General features: G+C 67.6%; 15 protein-coding genes. 2 read left to right on the forward strand and 13 right to left on the reverse strand.

All coding sequences use genetic code 11. The features are described from left to right. Positions 1-65 precede the first annotated feature (65 nt). The 11 genes from AC1DE3_RS05795 to AC1DE3_RS05845 form a co-directional block, all read right to left on the reverse strand. On the reverse strand, positions 66-1,430 hold the full coding sequence (locus tag AC1DE3_RS05795; protein ID WP_476779897.1) for a sensor histidine kinase: 1,365 nt from the start codon (positions 1,428-1,430) through the stop codon (positions 66-68). Next, a complete protein-coding gene (locus AC1DE3_RS05800; protein ID WP_441510527.1) occupies positions 1,427-2,101 on the reverse strand; it encodes a response regulator transcription factor in 675 nt (224 codons plus the stop codon). Before AC1DE3_RS05800 ends, AC1DE3_RS05795 begins: the two co-directional genes overlap by 4 nt. 180 nt (positions 2,102-2,281) lie before the next feature. Further along, positions 2,282-3,862 (reverse strand): sulfite reductase subunit alpha, encoded by a 1,581-nt coding sequence (locus AC1DE3_RS05805; protein WP_441510526.1) that lies wholly within the window; start codon positions 3,860-3,862, stop codon positions 2,282-2,284. After that, a complete protein-coding gene (locus tag AC1DE3_RS05810) occupies positions 3,859-5,652 on the reverse strand; it encodes a NirA family protein (RefSeq protein WP_476779896.1) in 1,794 nt (597 codons plus the stop codon). The genes AC1DE3_RS05805 and AC1DE3_RS05810 overlap by 4 nt, the downstream gene beginning before the upstream one ends. 145 nt (positions 5,653-5,797) lie before the next feature. Further along, positions 5,798-6,589: an ABC transporter ATP-binding protein gene (locus AC1DE3_RS05815; protein ID WP_441510524.1), complete on the reverse strand. Its 792-nt coding sequence runs from the start codon at positions 6,587-6,589 to the stop codon at positions 5,798-5,800. A gap of 11 nt (positions 6,590-6,600) precedes the next feature. After that, complete coding sequence (ntrB, locus tag AC1DE3_RS05820) at positions 6,601-7,509, reverse strand: nitrate ABC transporter permease (protein WP_441510523.1); 909 nt, start codon at positions 7,507-7,509, stop codon at positions 6,601-6,603. A 41-nt stretch (positions 7,510-7,550) separates the two neighbouring features. After that, the gene (locus tag AC1DE3_RS05825) at positions 7,551-10,238 is read right to left on the reverse strand and encodes a molybdopterin-dependent oxidoreductase (RefSeq protein ID WP_476852196.1); all 2,688 of its coding nucleotides are present in this window, start codon (positions 10,236-10,238) and stop codon (positions 7,551-7,553) included. Continuing rightward, positions 10,238-11,452 carry an NAD(P)/FAD-dependent oxidoreductase gene (locus tag AC1DE3_RS05830; RefSeq protein WP_476852197.1) on the reverse strand — a complete coding sequence of 405 codons (1,215 nt, stop codon included), beginning with the start codon at positions 11,450-11,452 and terminating at the stop codon, positions 10,238-10,240. Before AC1DE3_RS05830 ends, AC1DE3_RS05825 begins: the two co-directional genes overlap by 1 nt. Before the next feature lie 4 nt (positions 11,453-11,456). After that, positions 11,457-12,785 (reverse strand): CmpA/NrtA family ABC transporter substrate-binding protein, encoded by a 1,329-nt coding sequence (locus AC1DE3_RS05835; RefSeq protein ID WP_441510520.1) that lies wholly within the window; start codon positions 12,783-12,785, stop codon positions 11,457-11,459. 287 nt (positions 12,786-13,072) lie between these two features. Then, complete coding sequence (locus tag AC1DE3_RS05840) at positions 13,073-14,146, reverse strand: CmpA/NrtA family ABC transporter substrate-binding protein (RefSeq protein WP_476852198.1); 1,074 nt, start codon at positions 14,144-14,146, stop codon at positions 13,073-13,075. Then, on the reverse strand, positions 14,143-14,727 hold the full coding sequence (locus tag AC1DE3_RS05845; RefSeq protein WP_441510518.1) for an ANTAR domain-containing response regulator: 585 nt from the start codon (positions 14,725-14,727) through the stop codon (positions 14,143-14,145). The genes AC1DE3_RS05840 and AC1DE3_RS05845 overlap by 4 nt, the downstream gene beginning before the upstream one ends. Positions 14,728-14,990: 263 nt before the next feature. Here AC1DE3_RS05845 and AC1DE3_RS05850 point away from each other — a divergent pair, with 263 nt between their 5' ends. Further along, entirely contained in the window at positions 14,991-15,203 is a 213-nt protein-coding gene (locus tag AC1DE3_RS05850) for a hypothetical protein (RefSeq protein ID WP_441510517.1), read from the forward strand. A gap of 84 nt (positions 15,204-15,287) precedes the next feature. After that, positions 15,288-15,551, forward strand: coding sequence for a DksA/TraR family C4-type zinc finger protein (locus AC1DE3_RS05855; protein ID WP_441510516.1), 264 nt, complete (start codon positions 15,288-15,290; stop codon positions 15,549-15,551). 54 nt (positions 15,552-15,605) lie between these two features. Here AC1DE3_RS05855 and AC1DE3_RS05860 read toward each other — a convergent pair whose 3' ends face one another. Both AC1DE3_RS05860 and AC1DE3_RS05865 read right to left on the reverse strand, forming a co-directional pair. Continuing rightward, a complete protein-coding gene (locus AC1DE3_RS05860) occupies positions 15,606-17,000 on the reverse strand; it encodes a sigma-54-dependent transcriptional regulator (RefSeq protein ID WP_441510515.1) in 1,395 nt (464 codons plus the stop codon). Further along, positions 16,997-18,817, reverse strand: a complete 1,821-nt coding sequence (locus AC1DE3_RS05865; protein WP_441510514.1) for a sensor histidine kinase — start codon at positions 18,815-18,817, stop codon at positions 16,997-16,999. The genes AC1DE3_RS05860 and AC1DE3_RS05865 overlap by 4 nt, the downstream gene beginning before the upstream one ends. Positions 18,818-19,008: the final 191 nt, after the last annotated feature.

The raw sequence follows: 19,008 nt of genomic DNA on the forward strand, positions 1-19,008 counted from the left end.
GGGCTGCGGGAGATCTCGCCTTGCTCGATTATCTCAGCATTATGCCCGCGCTGAGCCTGAGGTGTTCAGGTCGGCATCGGCAGGCTCAGGCGGAAACAGGTTCCGCGCGATCGATCCAGAATTGCGATTACGCCGCCGTGCAACTGGATAATTCCCCGCACGAGGTGCAGTCCGAGGCCCGCGCCCCGGTCCTGATGGGCGAGGCGGGAGAAGGGCTCGAAGACCCGCTCGCGCTGTTCGGCTGCGATCCCCGGACCTTCATCGATCACATCGATGATGCGCTCGGCCCCTACCGCGATGGTGATCGTGCCGCGCCGGCCGCCATGCTGGATGGCATTCTGCACCAGATTGACCAGCGCCCGTTCGAGCCCCGCAGCGTCTCCGATGACCTCAACCCGCTCGGCGTCGGCATCGAAGGCGAGCGCGTAGCCGGCGTTGATGGCAAGCGGCGCGAGATCGATGGCGACGCGTCGGCCGATCGCGACGAGGTCGAGCCTGACGAAGGCGTCGGGAGCACGTTCCAAACGCTGCAGATCGAGCAACTGCTCGGCCATCACGGCGAGGCGGGCAATATCCTCAAGCAGCCGGATGCGTTCCGCGGAACCCGGCAAGGTCTCGAGCCGGGTCTGCAGGATCGCGATCGGCGTCCGCAACTCGTGAGCTGCGTGGGCGAGGAAGCGCTTTCGCCGGGAATGCCCCTCGTCCAGTCGTTGCAGGGCGCGATTGACCGCATCGACGAGCGGCGTGACTTCGGTTGGCGTCAGCACCGTCGGCAGGCGGGTGCCTTGGCGGTCAATGTCGATCCGCTCCGCCTCCGCAGCAACGGTTCCAAGCCCGCCTAGTGCCCGACTGACCACAATGGGCGTCGCGATCAGGGTCGCCAGGGCCATGACGACCAGCGCGGGCAACACGAAGCTCGCGAAGACGACGAGAGTGCCCTGGATCAGCCAGCGGAGCGGCGCCTCGCCTCCGGGACCGGTCACGACCTGGATGTCGCCAGCTGCGCTCCTGATCCAGCGCATCTGGGCGTTCGCGCGCGGCGGGTCCCCCAGGTTCCAACCCAGGCGGGCAACGCCGATCTCATCCAGCGCATCGCCGATGTGCGCGAAATGAGACGGCGGAGATCCCTCGACAAGCTGGCGCCCCTGCCGGTCTCGCACGATGTACCAGAGGTCGGGCACCTCGGCGCGCAGCTTGATCAGCTCCGGCGTCTCGCGGATCGCCAGGCTGCCATTGGTGTCGCGCAACACTGCGTCCTTCAGCGCGTCGATCGTAATGTCTTCGGATTCGAAGTTGAGGAGATGGCCGCCGAGATAGAGCGCGGCGATGATCGACACCATCAGCAGCGAAAGCAGACCAGCTTGCAGCGCGAGCAGCCGGCGCACCAGCCGCCACTTCAGCGAATGGGCGCGCGGTGCCTGGAAGGTCATGCCACCCGCTTCAGCAGATAGCCGATACCCCGGATCCCGTGAATTTCGAGCTCCGCCCCCGCATTGCTCAGCCTCCGGCGCAGACGAGAGACATGCATATCGAGGGCGTTCGACTGGATTTCGTCATCGAAGCCGTAGACTGCTTCTTCCAATGTCGTGCGCTGGACGGTGCGGCCGTGACGGCGCAGCAGGCTCTCCAGCACCAACAACTCGCGCCGCGGCAGATCGAGGACCTGCCCATCCACGCTTGCGCTGCGATTTCGCCAGTCGAATTCGAAAACGCCGATGCGCAGGAGGTCCGGCGCCACCTCTGCCGATCGGCGCAGTACGGCGCGTAAGCGGGCGAGAAGTTCGTCGATCACGAAAGGCTTGGCCAGATAGTCGTCGGCGCCCGTGTCGAGCCCCTCGACCCGCTCTTCGATGTTGCCACGCGCGCTCAGCACGATGACGGGAGCGGCGAGTTTCCGGGCGCGTATGCGGGGAAGAAGATCGAGCCCGTCGCCATCCGGCAGATTGCGATCGAGCAGCACCGCGCCGTGAACGCCGGCCGCGATCGCTTCCTCGCCTTCGGCCAGAGTGGTGACATGATCGACGACCATGTCGCGTTGCCCGAGAGCCGTGCGCAATGCACTGGCCATCTCGGGTTCGTCTTCGACCAGCAGAATGCGCATGCCGGGTCCTTAGCGGCCGCGCATGAGCGAGGCGCCTGCATCGGGCTTGGCAGTGGCTGGAGGCGCTGACGGCTGCGGCATGGGCTTCGCGTCGGGCTGAACTTTGCCCGATATCGACCCCGATGCTTGCCGCAACATTGCAGAGGAAGCTGATTCCGGACCGCTTGCGAGCCGGGCGTTCTAATAGACATCAGCTTGGTAGCGCCCGGCCTTCCGCAGGAACGCGACATAGGCGACTGCTTCCTCGCCGGAGCGGCCGCCATGCTCCGCGACGACATCGACCAGAGCGCGCTCGACATCCTTGGCCATGCGCTTGGCATCGCCGCAGACGTAGAAATGCGCGCCCTGTTCGAGCCAGGCCCAGAGCTCGGCGCCGCGCTCGCGCATGCGGTCCTGGACATAGACCTTTTCGCCGTCGCGCGACCACGCGAGCGTGAGATTGGTTAGGAACCCCGCATCCTTCATCGCCTGCAGCTCGTCCTCGTAGAAGAAATCGCAGCTGCGGCGCTGGTGGCCGAAGAACAGCCAGTTGCGGCCCGCCGCCTTCGTCGCCTGCCGGTCGTGCAGGAAGGCGCGGAAGGGCGCGACGCCCGTGCCGGGTCCGCACATGATGACCGGTGTCGCCGGATCGACCGGCAGGCCGAAGCCATGCGCACGCTGGACGTAGACCGGCACCTTGTCGCCGGGGGCGACGCGTTCAGCGAGGAAGGTCGAGGCCACCCCCCAGCGCGGGCGCGAGCCGACCTTGTAGCGGACAGCATCGACCGTCAGTGTGATGCGGCCGGGCGTCGCGACATGCGAGGAGGAAATCGAGTAGAGCCGAGGCTGCAGCGGGTCTAGCGCCTCGACGAAAGCCTCCGCCGACAGGTGTGCCTGCGAGAATTTGTGCAGCGTCCCGAGCACGTCGAGCCGGTCGAGGTCGCCATCGGGATCTTCTCCGGCGGCAAGGCGCCGGGCCTTGGCACGGGCTTCCCCGCCCGTCACGTACGAGATCAGCTGGAACAGCGCGTCCGGCGCCGGCCCGAGCGCGCAGTCTTCCAGGAGCCTCGTGCGCAAGGATTTGCCACCGATTCCGGCATCGGGCCGGGCGCCGAGCAGAGCGATCACCGCATCGACGAGGCGGGCATCGTTCTGTGCGACGATGCCGAAGGCGTCGCCGACGACATAGTCGAGACCGCATTCGGAGAGGTCGAACTCGACATGCCAGGTCTCCTTCTCCGAGCCCTCACCGTTCAGCTTGCGGCGCGAGAGAAAGGTCGCGAGCGCGGGGGCCTCGCGGCAGCGCCCCTTCGGCCCAAGCTCAGCAGAGGGTGCGGTCTCGGCCGGGATTGCCGGCGTATCGGCGCCGCGCTCCTCTATCAACGACTTGAGCTGGCGGAGCGTCTCTTTGCCGCCGGGGGCGCAGAGATTGAGCCGTCCCTCGGCTCCCGAGGCGATGGCCGCGGAGTAGGTTTCGCAGATATAGCCGCATTGCCCGCAATCCTGCTGGGCCATCGCCGCGAAAAGCCGGCGCGGCAGCGGCTTGCCCGCGGCCAGATTCATGCGCTCGGCCATCTCCAGCGAGGGATCGTGCCAGGGCGCCCCGTCCTCGGCCTCGGCCATGACGGCCGCGTTCTCGGCCGGCGACAAAGCGGTCACGCCGGCATTGTCGAGCGAGAGCAGCCCGGCGAAGAAGCCGTTCAGCCAGGAGCGCTGCTCCTCGCTGAAGGGCGCGGTCTCCGGCAGGACCTGGACGATCGGGTTCGGGCTCTGGGCGGTCATGCCGCGTCTCCGATCTGCTCGACCAGGGCTTGCAGGGCTGCGATGTCATGGCGGCGGGCGAAGGCGACGAAGCTCTCCTCCGGCGCGGCGCGATGCGTCTGCCAGCTGCGCAGGATCGCCTCGACGACAGCCGGTGCATCCTCCGCCTTCACATTGGTGCGGAATTCCCGGCCCATCCCGCCCTCGACGCCGAAGCCGCCGCCGACGAAGACATGGTAACCGGGCACGGTGTCGCCCTCGTCACTGACCGGAACCTTGGCGCCGATCAGCCCGAGATCGCCGATATAATGCTGGGCGCAGGAATTATGGCAGCCGGTCAGGTGGATGTTGACGGGCTGGTCGAGCGTGATCCGCGGCTCGCAATGGGCGGCGATGGCGAGCGCATCCTCTTTGGTGTGGGCGCCGGCGAATTTGCAGCCGGTCGCGCCGGTGCAGGCGATCAGCCCGGCGCGCAGCACCGAGGTTTCGGCGGAGAGGCCGATGGCCTGAAGATTGGCGAGCACATCCTCGACCTTCGCGTCGGGCACGCCGGAAATCAGCAGATTCTGCCAGACGGTGAGGCGGATATCGCCGTCGCCGCAGTCTTGCGCGATCGTCGCGATGACGCGCATCTGCTGCACCGTAAGCTTGCCGACCGGGAGTGCCACGCCGATCCAGTTGAGGCCGGGCTGGGTCTGGGCGTGGACGCCGATATGGGCGAGCCGGTCATAGACCGGGCGCGGCTTGACGAAGGCGCTGTCGAGCCGGATCAGCCGGCGGCCGAGCTTCTCCTCGACGGCGGCGAGGAAGGTGTCGAAGCCCCAGGCGTCGAGCACGTATTTGAGCCGCGACTTGTTGCGGTCGGTGCGGTTGCCGTTGGCGATGAAGACCCGCACGATCGCATCCGCGACAGCAATCGCGTCGGACGGAGCGACGATCACGCCGGTGTCGCGGGCGAGGTCCTTGTGCCCGGTGATGCCGCCGAGCGCGAGGCGATACCAGATGCCGGGCGCGATCGGCTGCCCCTCGAAGATGGCGCCCTCCCCGACCTCGATGGCCTGGAAGCCGATGTCGTTGGTGTCCTCCAGCGTCGCGATCGAGCCCGCGCCGTCGAAGGCGACGTTGAACTTGCGCGGTAGCCCGTAGAGTGAGCGGTCGTTCAGGATGTGATGGTGCCAGGCCCGGGCATGCGGCCGCGTGTCGAGGAGTTCGAGCGGATCGATGCCGGCGGTCGCCGAGCCCGTGACGTTGCGGATGTTGTCGGCGCCCGAGCCCTTGGCGGTGAGGCCGAGATCGGTAAGGCCTTCGAGAAACGATGCTCCATCCTCGGCAGAAATCTCCCGCACCTGGAGATTGGCGCGTGTCGTCACATGCGAATACCCGCCGCCCAGCATCTCTGCGAGATCAGCGACGCCCGCGAACTGCCAGGCCTTAAGGATGCCGTTGGGAATGCGCAGCCGGCACATATAGCTGTTCTGCGCGGGCGCGACGTAGAACAGACCGTGATAGCGCCAGCGGAAATTGTCCTCCGGCTTCGGATAGACGCCGGCACCGGCCTGTTCCTTGAAGCGGGCATAAGCGTCGAAGGGGTGCTCGGCGGCCTTCCACTTCTCCTGATCGACCAGCTTGCCGCCGGCGGCGACCGTCCGCGCCTGCGCCTCGGCATGTTCCTTGTCGGGGCCGCTTGGCTTGGCCGAAGCGCCGCCCGCCCCGCCCAGCGGAGCGAGACCGCGCGCCGTACGCGCCGACTGCATGCCGCTGGTGAAGCCTTCGAGATAGCGCTTCTGCTCGGGAGTGAAATCGTCGCTCATGGTGATCCTCGGTCATCCCGGACGACGCGAAGCGGCGATCCGGGACCGTCCTCAGGATGAAGCGCCGTTGTCGGCGCCTTCTCGTCTTGCGATCCCGCATCTGCGCAGCAGCACTTTCGTGCCGCAGCGCGCGCGGGATGACACCTCACGCCGCCTCGACGAAGCGGTGGCGCTCGTAGAGGAACTTCAGCACCGCCTCGCGGGCGGCGATGTAGGTGCGGTCCGAGACCAGTTCGAGCCGCTTGCGCGGGCGGGCGAGGCGCACATCCAGCACCTCGCCGATGCGGGCGGAGGGGCCGTTTGTCATCATCACGATCCGGTCCGAGAGCAGCACGGCTTCGTCGACGTCATGGGTGATCATGATCATGGTGTTGCCGAGCGCGGCGTGGATCTGCATCACCGAGTCCTGCAGGTGGGCGCGGGTCAGCGCATCGAGCGCGCCAAAGGGCTCATCGAGCAGCAGGATCTTCGGCTCCATCGAGAGCCCGCGCGCGATGCCGACGCGCTGCTTCATGCCGCCGGAGATCTCGGCCGGCCGCTTGTCCCTGGCATGGGCCATCTGGACCAAGTCGAGATTGTGCATGATCCAGCCATGCCGCTCGGCCCGGCTTTTCGAGCCGCCGAAGACCTTGTTCACGGCGAGCGCGACATTGTCGTAGACGGTGAGCCAGGGCAGCAGCGAATGGTTCTGGAAGACCACGGCCCGGTCCGGCCCCGGCGCGTTGACCTCCTTGCCTTCCAGAAGGATGCCGCCGGTCGTTGTCGGCGTGAGACCGGCGACGATGTTGAGCAGGGTCGACTTGCCGCAGCCGGAATGGCCGATGATCGAGACGAACTCGCCCTTGTCGATGACGAGGTTGATCTCCTTGAGCACTTCCGTGGTGGCGGCGCCGCGCTGGAAGCTTTTGTCGACGTGGTCGATCTTGAGATAGCTCATCGTTCCGCTCCTCAGTTCGTCGCGGTGCCGCGGGTGACGACATGGCCGATGAGAGCGACGAGGCGGTCGAGCAGGAAGCCGACCACGCCGATATAGACCAGCGCCACGATGATGTCGGAGAGCCGCGAGGAGTTCCACGCATCCCAGATGAAGAAGCCGATGCCGACGCCGCCCGTCAGCATCTCCGCCGCCACGATAGCGAGCCAGGACAGGCCGACGCCGATCCGAAGCCCGGTGAAGATGTAGGGCGCAGCCGAAGGCACCATGATCTTGAAGAAGAACTCGATCTGGTTCAGCCGGAGCACCTTCGCGACGTTGCGGTAGTCCTGCGGGATGTTGCGGATACCGACCGCCGTGTTGATGATCACCGGCCAGATCGCGGTGATGAAGATCACGAAGATCGCCGAGGGCTGGCTGTCGCGGAAGGCGGCGAGCGACAGCGGCAGCCAGGCCAGCGGCGGCACCGTGCGCAGCACCTGGAAGACCGGGTCGAGCCCGCGCATCGCCCAGACCGACTGGCCGACCAGCGCGCCGAGCAGCACGCCGACGATCGCCGCGAGGCTGAAGCCGATGGCGACGCGTTGCAGCGAGACGAGAATGCGCCAGCCCAGCCCGATATCCTGCGTCCCAGCCCAGTAGAACGGCTCGACGATCAGGTCCTTCGCCTCGGCCCAGATCTTGGTTGGCGTCGGCAGCGAGGATTGCGGCCCATGCGCGGCGAGCTGCCAGAACAGGAGGATGAGCGCGACCGTGATCAGCGGCGGGATCAAGTTGACAAGAACGCTCTTTGCCCAGGGAACGAGTTTGGCGGCGAACGGCTTCGACGGCCCGGCCGGCAGCGACACCACCTCCGGCGGTTTGCCCGGGAGCGTGACGACCGTCGCGCTCGCGATCGCGTCCTTCAAGACAGGCTGACCCATGTTCCAGTCTCTCCTCTGACCGAGATTGTCCGTCGCGTTGGTCATGCCGCTTCACTCGCGCGTGCCTGCGCGCCGATGCGGCGGATTTCGGGAAGGCAGGAGCCGCAATTGGTCCCCGCCTTGAGCTGAAGGCCGATCTCCTCGGCCGTCGCCGCGCCGGCCTCGAAGGCGGCGCGGATCGCATTCAGGCCGACGCCGAAGCAGGCGCAGACGGTCGGTCCGGGATCGGTCCCGCCGGGGCTGCGCCCGGACAGCAGGGAGAGCCGGCTCTCCACGGTCGCCGCCGGATCGGCGAAGATGGTCTTGACCGTGTCCCAGAGCGGGGGGCGGCCCGCAGGCGCGAGGAAGAGGGTGGCCGCGAGCCGGCCTTCGCGGAGCGCGGCGCAGCGATAGCTGCCACCGTCGCGGTCGATCAGCTCGGTCAGCTCGTCCGGGCCGAAGCGCTCGCGCATCAGCGCCGCCATCGCATCGACGGGCGCGTCGGTGGCAAACAGCCTTCCTTCGCCGCCCTGCACCGCCAACCGTGCCCACCAGCTCGGCTCCGGCACGGCGAAGGGCGTGCGTGACAGGGCGAAACCCTCAAAACGATAAGCGACCGGCGCGATCGAAACCGGCGTCGCCTTCAATTCGGGCTGGCCGGAGAACGGGTCGCAGAGCGGCTGCGCCAGGGCGCCGATGCGGGCGTCGGAGGCCGTTTCCCCGGACCAGTGGATCGGCGCGAACAGCTCTCCTTCGGTGACGCCCCTGTCGGCCGCGACCTTGAGCACCGCACTGCCATTGGCACTGGCGAGACGGGCGAAACCGCCCTCGCTCAGCCCGAAGCGCACGATGTCGGCCGGGTTCGCGGAGACAGAAGGCTCGGCGACATGCGCGCTGAGCCGCGGGCTGAGGCCCGTGCGGGTCATCGTGTGCCAGTGGTCGCGGACGCGGCCGGTATTGAGCAGCAGGGGGAAAGCCTCGCTCTTTGCCGCGGCCAGCTTTGGGGCGGCGAGCGGGCGCATCTGCGCGCGACGCCCGGGGCCGAAGAAGTTTCCATCGCCGAAAAGCCGCGCGGTGCCCTGCGGCTGATGGGCCGGCACGGGCCATTGCGCCGGACGCAGCCCGTCATAGCCGGCCCGGTCGAGACCGGCATGGGCGCCGATATCGAAATCGCGCGTGCCGTCATTCTCGAAGGCGGAGAGCGCCGCGTGCTCGGCATAGATCTCGTGCGCGCCGACATAGGCGAAGGCTTCGCCGAATCCGAGGCGCTTCGCCACCTCGCCGACGATCCACCAATCCGGCTTCACCTCGCCCGGCAGCGGCAGGAAGGCGCGCTGGCGCGAGATGCGCCGCTCGGAGTTGGTGACGGTGCCGTCCTTCTCGCCCCAGGCCGCGGCCGGCAGGATGTAGTGGGGTTTGGCGGCGAGCGTGTCGTTGGAGAGCACGTTCTCGGAAACGATGAAGAGATCGAGGCCGGTGAGCGCGGCACGCACCTTGTCCGCGTTCGGGAGGGAGACTGCCGGGTTGGTCGCCATCACCCACATCGCACGGATGCCGCCATCAGCGACCGCTTCGAGCATCTGCACCGCCTTTAGGCCCTCGCGGCGGGCGATGCTCGGCGCGCGCCAGAAGCGGCGAACGCGATCGATCTCTTCCGCGCCGTAGCCCATATGGGCGGCGAGCATGTTGGCGAGCCCGCCGACCTCGCGCCCGCCCATCGCGTTGGGCTGGCCGGTCAGCGAGAACGGGCCGCAGCCGGGGCGCCCGATCCGGCCGGTGGCGAGGTGGCAGCTCAGGATCGCGGCGACCTTGTCGGTACCTTGCGCCGACTGGTTGACGCCCTGGCTCCAGGCCGTGACGACATGGGGCGTGCTGGCCCAGAGCTCATAGAAGGCTGCGATCTGCTCGACCGGAAGGCCCGTCATGGCTGAGACCGAGGCCACGTCGGGCGCGATCTCGCGGGCATTGGCGAGGGCCTCGTCGAAGCCGGCGACATGGCGCGTGACATAGGTGCGGTCGATGAGACCGCGATCGGCGAGATGAACGAGCAGCCCCGCGAAGAGGGCCGCGTCGGAGCCGGGCTTCAACACCAGCACCATGTCGGCCTCTTCCGCCGTGGCGGTAATGCGCGGGTCGAGCACGACAAGACGCGCGCCGCGTTCGCGTCGATTATCCTGCATGCGCCGGAACAGGATCGGGTGGCACCAGGCCGTGTTCGAGCCGACGAGGACGATCAGGTCGGCGCTGTCGAAATCCTCGTAGGATCCGGGTACCGTGTCCGAGCCTAAGACCCGGCGCTGCGCGGCGACCGTCGAGGACATGCACAGCCGCGAATTGGTGTCGACATGGGGCGAACCGATGAAGCCCTTCGCCAGCTTGTTGGCGACGTAATAGTCCTCGGTCAGGAGCTGGCCCGAGAGGTAGAAGGCGATCGCCGCGGCGCCGTGCTCGGCGGCGATGGCCCGCAAGCCGGCAGCGACAGCATCGAGCGCCTCGTCCCAACCAATCCTGTCGTAGCTGCCTTCCGTATTGCGCTTCAGCGGGTGCAGCACCCGGTGGCCCAGCCCCAGCGTCTCGCCGAGCGCCGAGCCCTTGGAGCAGAGCCGCCCCCGATTGGCCGGATGCTCGGTATCGCCTGCGATCGCGGCGCCACCCAGCCCGTCCGGCGTCGCCAGCACACCACAGCCGACCCCGCAATAAGGACAGGTCGTGCGCACGGGAACCGGAGCAAGGGGGGCGTCGTGGCGCATCAGGCGGCCTTCCCGACGCAATAGCTTTCGCCGAAGGGCAGATCGGCACGGATCGCGCTGATGTCCTGCCCCGAGCGGATCAGGCCGAGATAGAACAGCGCGCCTTGCGTATCGCCGACGAGCACGCAACCGGCGAGGCGGCCCTCGCGCAGCACGAACTTGCGGTAGATGCCCGCGGCCGGATCGCGCAGCACGACGGTCTCAGTGCCATCGCCGGCCTCGAACTCGCCGGCCGAGAAGACGCCGACGCCGGAGACCTTGAGATTGGTCGAGAGCAGCGAGCCCTGATAGGCGCCTTCGCGACCGGCGAGCCTCGCGGCCAGCACCCGCGCCTGTTCATAGGCTGGCTCGACAAGGCCATAGGCGAGGCCGCGATGCTCCGCGCATTCGCCGATGGCGAAGATCGCAGGGTCGTCGGTGGCGAGGCCGTCATCGACCAGGATGCCGCGCCCCACGCCGAGGCCCGCCGCTCGCGCGAGCCCGATATTCGGGCGCACGCCGATGGCGATGACCCCGAGATCGGCGGGGATCTCAGTTCCGTCCGCCAGCTCGACCGCCTCGACCCGACCCTCGCCGCGGAAGCCCTTCGTTTCGGCGCAGAGGCGCACGTCGATGCCGCGCCCGGCCATCGCCGCGGCGAGCAGGGCTGCGCCCTCGTGGTCGAGCTGGCGCTCCATCAGGCGGTCGACGAGATGCAGCAGCGTCACCTCGGCGCCGGCCCGTGCGAGCCCATAGGCTGCCTCGAGCCCGAGAAGCCCACCGCCGATCACGACGATGCGGGCGCCGCGCTGGGCATAAGCCCGCATCGTGCCGACATCGGCGGTATCGCGGAAGGTGACGACGCCGGCGAGTTCGCCGCCCGAAAAGGGCGGCCGCAGCGGCGTCGAACCAGTCGCCAGCACGAGCTTGCCATATGGCAGGGTCGGACCGCTGCTGAGCGTGACCGTTTGCGCCGCGCGATCGATGGTCTGGACGGGCCGGCCATAGAAGGTCGAGATGCCGCGCTCGCGCCACCATGCGGCGGGCTTGAGCTCGATCTCCCGCTCGCCGATCTCGCCCGCCAACAGCGGGGAGAGCAGGACGCGGTTATAGGCGAGTCGGGGCTCGTCTCCGATCACCGCCAGGGAATAGCGCCCGAGCGCGCGCTGGCTGAGTTCGTCAGCCAATCGCGTCGCGGCCATGCCATTGCCGACGATGATCAGGGGCTCGGCCATGGCGTCAGGCGATCCGCTTGATCTTCAGCGCCTTGAGGTAGTCCATCGGCGCCGCGGGATCGAACTTCATGCCGTCGAAGAAGGTCTCGACGCCACGGGAATCGGTCGTCGGCGCGCCGGCGACGCCGAGCGTCTTCGCGGCCTCGCGCCAGAGATCGGCGCGGTTGGTCCTGTCGACCAGCGCCTTGATGTCGATCGTCGACTCGAACTTGCCCCAGCGGATGTTCTCGGTGACGAACCAGGTATCCAGGCTCTTCCAGGGATAGGAGGTCGTGCCGCCTTCGCCCCAGAACTTCATGTAGAGATTGGTGCCCTTCGCCTCGCGGCCATTGCCGTAGTTGATGTCGCCGAGCAGGCGCTTGTTGATGTCGCCGGTGGGAACGTTAAACCACTGGCGCTTGCCGACGATCTCGGCGAGTTCCTGGCGGTTCTCCATCTTGTCCGCCCAGATCTGGGCCTCCATCACGGCCATCAGGATGGCCTGCGTCGCCTTGGGGTTCGCATCGACGAAATCGGCGCGCATGCCCAGGATCTTCTCGGGATGGCGGAGCCAGAGCTCGCCGGTGGTCAGCGCGGTGTAGCCGATGTTCTGGTTGACGAGCTGCTCGTTCCAGGGCTCGCCGACGCAGAAGCAGTCCATCGTGCCGACCTTCATGTTCGCCACCATCTGCGGCGGCGGCACGACGATGACCTTGATGTCGCTGTCGGGGTCGATGCCGCCGGCGGCGAGCCAGTAGCGGATCCAGAGGTCATGGGTGCCGCCCGGGAAGGTCATGGCGGCGGTCAGCTCCTTGCCGGCGGCCTTCTTGCGCTCGAAGGCCTGCTTCAGCGGCGAGGAATCCTTCTGGACGTTGAGATCCTTGTATTCGTTGGAGACCGAGATCGCCTGCCCGTCCTCGTTGAGGTTGAGCAGCGTGTACATCGGCAGCGGCTGGCCGTTCTGCATGACCTTGCCGGTGGAATAGAGATGCGTCTTCGGCCGCAGGATATGGCCGCCATCGATGCCGTTCGCCTTGAAGCCGAGCGCCATGTTGTCGCGCGTCGCGCCCCAGCTCGCTTGCTTGGCGATGTCCATGTCGGGCAGGCCGTATTTGGCGAAGAGGCCCTTCTCCTTGGCGATAATCAGCGGCGAGGCGTCGGTGAGAGCGATGTAGCCTAGACGCGTGCCCTTGACCTCTGGACCGGTCCCTTGCGCGAAGGCGCCAGAGGGCAACGCCGCCCTTGCCGCCGCAAGCAATGCAGCCGTCCCGGACACTTGCAGGAACTGGCGACGGCTGGCGCCGCCTTGCATGGATGCGGCCGCTTTGATCCCGGTTCTGGAGCTATGCGTCATCGATCGCCTCTCGGTTGCTGAAAAGCCGCGCGTTTGAGCCAGCCCCGAACGCGAAAAACGCCGCGCGAAAGACGCCTGGACAGGCGCATTCGACAGCGGCGTTGCTGTGTCTTCCGGATCGGGGATGGCGCGGGCAGCGTTGGCCGCGTCGTATCAAGCTCTACAAGGATCGTGCCAACCGCTCGGGGGGCGCTGCGATCCTTGAATTGCAATAACTTGCGAACTTACGAGCTGGCGCGCCATCGGCGCAATCGCTTTGCTGCATCGCACAAGAGAAGCGCATTGGCCTAATGTTTGGGCATAATGGGATGGTTGGCCAAAATGCCTTCGAAATAGGCCGGCAGGTAAACGCCTCGGGCAATGTCGCGCATCTGCGGCGTCGCGACGATCTGGCCGGCCCGTTCCATGCCGGCCAGAACCCAGTCGGCATCGTCCGGATCGGGGCGCAGCGCCTCCGGCTCGAGCCGGATGAAGTGATCGATCTGGCGCGGCGGCCTCTCAGCACCCTGGATCAGCTCGCCGTGCAGGATGCGCTCGATGAGCGGGGCCGGCAGCGCGAGCCGATCCGGCGCGGAAAGATGCTGCGCCATGCGCGGAAAATTCTCCGGGCGGCAGGCCCAGGCACTGGCCTGCAGGATCGCGGCGCCGAGCTTCGCGACGGCGGCCGGACGCTTCTGGATGTCGTCGGCGCGCCAGGCGAGAACCTTGTCATGGCAATTGCGGCGCAGATCGACGCTGGCATGCACCATCGCGCCGACGCCGGCCGCCACGGCCGCCGAATTCCAGGGCGCGCCGGCGCAGAAGCCGTCGATCCGTCCGCTGGCGAGCGCCTCGACGGTCTGGGGCGGCGGCACGACCTCGAAACGAACGTCGTCGCCGAGCTTGAGCCCGGCCTTCTCCAGCCACTCTCCGAGCAGGTAGATATGCGTCGAGAATGCGAACACAGCGGCGAAGGTCAGCGGCGGCAGGCCAGCGGCCCGGCGGCGCGCGACCAGCGTGGCGAGCGCGCGGGCGGAGACGGCGGTGTCGGCGGGATCGCCCTCCGCCAGACGCGTCATTTCCTCGAAGCGCCGCAACGAAAGCGTAATCGCCGCACCATCGCGATTGAGCGCCAGCGGCGCCGCCATCGGAGCCTTGACGCCACCGATGCCCAGCGTCGCGGCGATAGCGGCGGGGCCGAGCATATGGGCGGCGTCGAACAGGCGCACATTCAACTTGTCGCGCAGGTTCGACCAGGACACTTCGCGAACCAGTTCGAGATCGAGCCCTTCGGCCTCGGCGAAGCCCTCGTCCTTCGCCAAAACGACCAAGGCGCAATCGACCAGCGGCATGAAGCCGACCCGCAGGTGCAGCGTCGTCATTTCAGCATCTCCGCGGCGGTGATGAGGGAGCGGGCGATGTCGACGAGCTTGCGCTTCTCGTTCATCGCGGTTCGGCGCATCAGCGCGTAGGCCTCGTCTTCCGAGAGACCCTTCAGCCGCATGACGATGCGCTTGGCCTGGTCGATCGTCTTGCGGTCCTCGAGCTGGGAACGGGCCTCGTCGAGTTCCTCGCGCAGCTTGCGGAAGGCGTTGAAGCGGCTGATGCAGGTCTGCAGGATCGGCTGCATCCGCTCCTTCTTCAGCCCATCGACGATATAGGCGGAGACGCCGGCCTCCACCGCGGCCTCGATCGAGGCGGAATCCGACTGGTCGACGAACATGGTGATCGGCCGGCGGACATGCCGGCTGACGAGGAACATGTCGGCCAGCGCGTCGCGGCTGGGATCCTCGAGGTCGATCACGACGACATCGGGATCATGGGCCTCGATGGCGGCGATCAGCCCGGTGGTCGCGGACAGGCGGATCAGCTGCCGGTAGCCCGCTTCCCGCAAGCCTTCCTCGATGATCGTGGCCCTGACCTGGTTCGCGTCGACGATGAGGATCCGCAGATTTGGCGCCATGCCTTTCGGCTGTTCCTTTGGGACGGTTCGCGATGGGCCAATCAGGAATCGTGCCATCGCGGCCAAGGCGTCCGTCCGAACGCTCGGCGACCCCGGTGTTTCAGCCGGCCGCTGCGAAGGCGGGGGTCGCCTTGCAAGCTTCGTCCGCAGGGGGCCGTGGACTGACGCGATGTGAGCCTGTAGCGAAAGCTCCTCCGACAACGATGTCGCCGCATGGGTTGGCCCGGCAATGTCAGCGTTCGGCAGACGATGGAGATCGCACCATGCCCAAGCTCTGCAAGTTCACCTCGCCGAAGGACGGCCAGCCCGTCTACGTCAATCCCGACCAGGTCAGCGTGGTCTACACCTTCAAGGGCGAGCCGCCGGATACGATCATCGCCTTCCGCAAGGACTTCCTGCTCGGCGTGAAGGAGAGCCTCGACGAGGTGGTGAGCACGCTCGAGAACGCCCAGGCCGCGGAGAGCAACCGCATCTGACCGGGAAGGGCTCGGCCCAGGCCAGGCATCCGCGTTGGATTCCTGCACGCCGACCCCATATCCTCCGGGCACGGAGGTATCAGGATGGCGAGTGGTTGGGCGCCCGACGGGGCCGTTCAGGACCAGATCGACGATTCCATCAATGACGCGGTCCGGCTGGTGCGCTCGCGGCTGCCGGCCGGGCCGGGCGAGATCCATTGCCAGGAATGCGGCGATGAAATCCCCGAAGCGCGCCGCCGCGCCATGCCGGGCGCGCGCCTGTGCGTGCACTGCCAGTCAGGCCATGATCGCTCCGCGGCGTCCTCCGCCTACAACCGGCGCGGCAGCAAGGACAGCCAGCTGAGATAGGCGGGTCGGCGCTGCCCTGCGCGCCGATCAGGAAGACCGCAGGCGCCCGGGTGTTCAGCGCGCGGGCACTCTTGGCTCCCGTTCTGCTCCGGGCTCATAGGCCGCGCGGTCGATGCCATGCCTTGCGAGCTTGTCGTAGAAGGTCTTGCGCGGGATGCGCAGCTTCTCCAGCGCGGCCCGGACATCGCCCTGCGTTTCTTCCAACGCCTCCCGGATCAGGGTCGCCTCGACGGCGTTCAGCCGCTCGGGCAGGCTCAGCGGGCCGCCTTCCTCCGCCTTCGTGACCGGCAGCAGATTCTCCGGCAGGCCGAGTGCGACACGTTCGGCGAAATGGACGAGTTCGCGGACATTGCCCGGCCAGTCGTTCTCGACGAGGTGCCGTTCGACGGCGCGGTCGAGGGCGGGCACCTCCCGGCGGTATTTTTCCGCCGCCCGCGCCAGGAAGCGCGAAAACAGCAGCGGGATGTCGCCGCGGCGCTCGCGTAGCGGCGGGATGTGCAGCGTCACGACGTTGAGGCGGTAATAAAGATCCTCGCGGAAATCGCGCCGCCGCACGGAGTCGCCCAGGTCGGCCTTGGTCGCGGCTACGACCCGGAGGTCGACGCGGCGCAGGTCGTTCGAGCCGAGCGGCGCAATCTCGCGCATTTCCAGGACGCGCAGCAGCTTGACCTGCGCGGCCAGCGGCATGCTTTCCAGCTCGTCGAGGAAAAGGGTGCCGCCGCTCGAATGCTCGATGCGCCCGATCCGCCGCTTCTGCGCGCCGGTGAAGGCACCGGGCTCATAGCCGAAGAGCTCGCTCTCGATGACGCTATCCGGCAGAGCGCCGCAATTCAGCGCGACGAAGGGCTTGTCGCGCCGCCGCCCGAGGTGATGCAGCAGGTTGGCGACGACCTCCTTGCCGGTTCCCGTCTCACCCTGAATGAGCACGTCGACATCGACATCGGCGAGTTCACGGATGGTCTGGCGCAGACGCATGATGACAGGCGTCTCGCCGATGAGGGTGGTTTCTTCCTCGCCGCGTGTCGCCAACGCCCGCAGGCGGCGATTTTCGAGAACGAGCGCGCGCTTTTCGGCGGCGCGACGCAAGGTCTCGACGAGGCGCTCGCCGGAATAGGGCTTGGCGATGAAGTCGTAGGCGCCTTCGCTCATGGCACCCACCGCCGTCTCGATATCGGCATGGCCCGAGATCATGATCACCGGGATGTCGGGATCGAGCGTCCGCAGCCGCCGGAGCAATTCGATGCCGTCCATGCCGGGCATGCGGATGTCGGTGACGACGATGCCGGCATAGTCCGGCCCGATCCGTTTTAGCGCCGCGTGGCCGGAAGGCAATGCGACCGCCGGGAAGCCGGCCAGACGCAGCGCCTGGACATTAGCGTCGCGCAGATCGGGATCGTCGTCGACGAAGGCGACCTCGATCGCAGCGATGGAAGCGCTGGAATCGCTCATGCGGCTGCCCTTTCGAGATTGATGACGAAGCTGGCGCCTTCCCCCGGCCGGCTCGTCGCCGTCAGCGTGCCCCCGAAGGACGTGATCATGTCCTGCGAAATGACCAAGCCAAGGCCGAGCCCTTTGGGCTTGGTCGTGCTGAACGGGGTGAAAAGCTGCGCCAGCGCGTCGGCCGAGAGGCCCGGTCCGCGATCCGTGATCGCGATCTCGACCCGGTCTCCACGCGGGGTGACGGTGATAGCGAGCGCGGGCTCGCCTCCATCGCCCCCTTCGAGAATGGCCTCGATCGCGTTGCGCAGGAGATTGACGAGCACCTGTTCGAGTTCGATCGGACGGGCGCTGACGAGGACCGGCCCGGCTGGAGCTGTGACGACCGGCGTTACTCCGGCCAGGCGCAGCGGCCCTTCGAGCAAGGTCAGGGCGCCTTCGATGACGGTGGCGACCGGGACCGGCACCGGCGGCCCCTTGCCGCGGCGCGCGAAGCCCCGCAGCGCCTCGGTGATCGCGCCGATCCGGTCGGTCAACGAGACGATCCGCGCCAGTGCGCCGTCAGCCTCGATCGTGTCGGACCGCTTCAGGAAGGCGCGCGCGTTCTCGGCATAGGTGCGCAGCGCCGCGAGCGGCTGATTGACCTCATGAGCGACGCCGGCGGTGACCTGGCCGAGCGTGGCCAGGCGGTTGGCCTTGGCGAGCTCCTCCCGGAGGTTGGACAGCCGTTCCTGCGCCAGGGTCCGCGTCGCCATTTCGGCGACGAGGCGCTGGTTGGCGCCGGCCAGCTCGGCGGTGCGCTCGGCAACGCGTTCCTCAAGCTCGGCCTTTGCGCGCGCGTCGGCCTCGCGCCGGACGAGGTTGTGCTGGCGCCGGCGCAGGGCAAAGGCGGCGAGCGCGGCGCCCGGCATCAGCACGAGCGCGACGAGCGCCTGCGATTGCGAACGACCTGCGGTGATCGCTGCATCGACAGGCAGCAGTACCTCGAGCACCCAATCCGTCGTCGGCACGGGGTGGCGTATCCGGACATAGCGGCCGGTGAGCGGGGTCGTCCCCTGGACGAGCTCACCTTGCTGCAGCAGCGGCAAGGGCGTCAGCGGCGCGGCGCCGAACTGGAGCGAGTCCCGGATCGCCGCGGCCGTCGCCTGGTCGAGCGGCGCCTCGACCCGAAAGCGCCAGTCCTCGACCGTCGCGAGCAGCACGACGCCGCGTTGGTCGACGACATAGCTCTGGCCGCCCAGCGCTCGCCAGTCGGCCTCGACCCGGTCGAACTCGACCTTGACGACGATCACGCCGAGGCTCTGGCCGGCCTCCTCGATCCGCCGGGTGATATAAAGGCCGGGACGTTGGCTGACCGTGCCGAGCGCGAATTGCTCGGCGCCGCCGGATGCGACGGCACCGCGGAAGTAGTCGCGGAAGCTGTAGTCGTTGCCGACGAAGCTCGTCGGCTCGTTCCAGTTGCTGGCCGCGATTGCGATGCCGTCAGGGCCGAGCAGATAGATCACGGCGGTGCGGGCTTCGCGCGCGATGGCTTCCAGCTTGAGGTCGAGACCGTGGCGGCTACCGCCTGTCAGTGCCTGGCGAACGTCCGGGTCGCGGGCCAGGATCACCGGCAGAGCGCGCTGCTTCTCGAGCTCGCCGCGCAGGATGGCGAGAGCCAGCGTTCCGGCATCCTCGGCCCGCGATTGCGTGCCGGCGATGGCCCGGCTGCGACCGAATTCGCCGGCGGCGAAGAGCGAGGCGATGGCGATGGCTGCGACGACCAGCCCGAAGACCAACCAGCGCAGCTTCGCGGCCCCCCTTCGAGGATCGAGCAGGAAATGGCTCATAACCAGTCGTTGTGCGGATTTCCGCACAAATCAAGAGGGGCCCGTGCGGATTTTCGCCAAATAACCCGCCCCGGCCCGCGTCGCGGCCCCGCTAACGCGTTGTTCTATAGGAAGTCTGTCGATTTCGCGCGGTTGGCACGCCGATTGCGCAACGGGCCTAGCGGTTTCGAACAAGAGCAAGAACACCGCCG

It is taken from the genome of Allobosea sp. 10L417 (assembly GCF_056395485.1).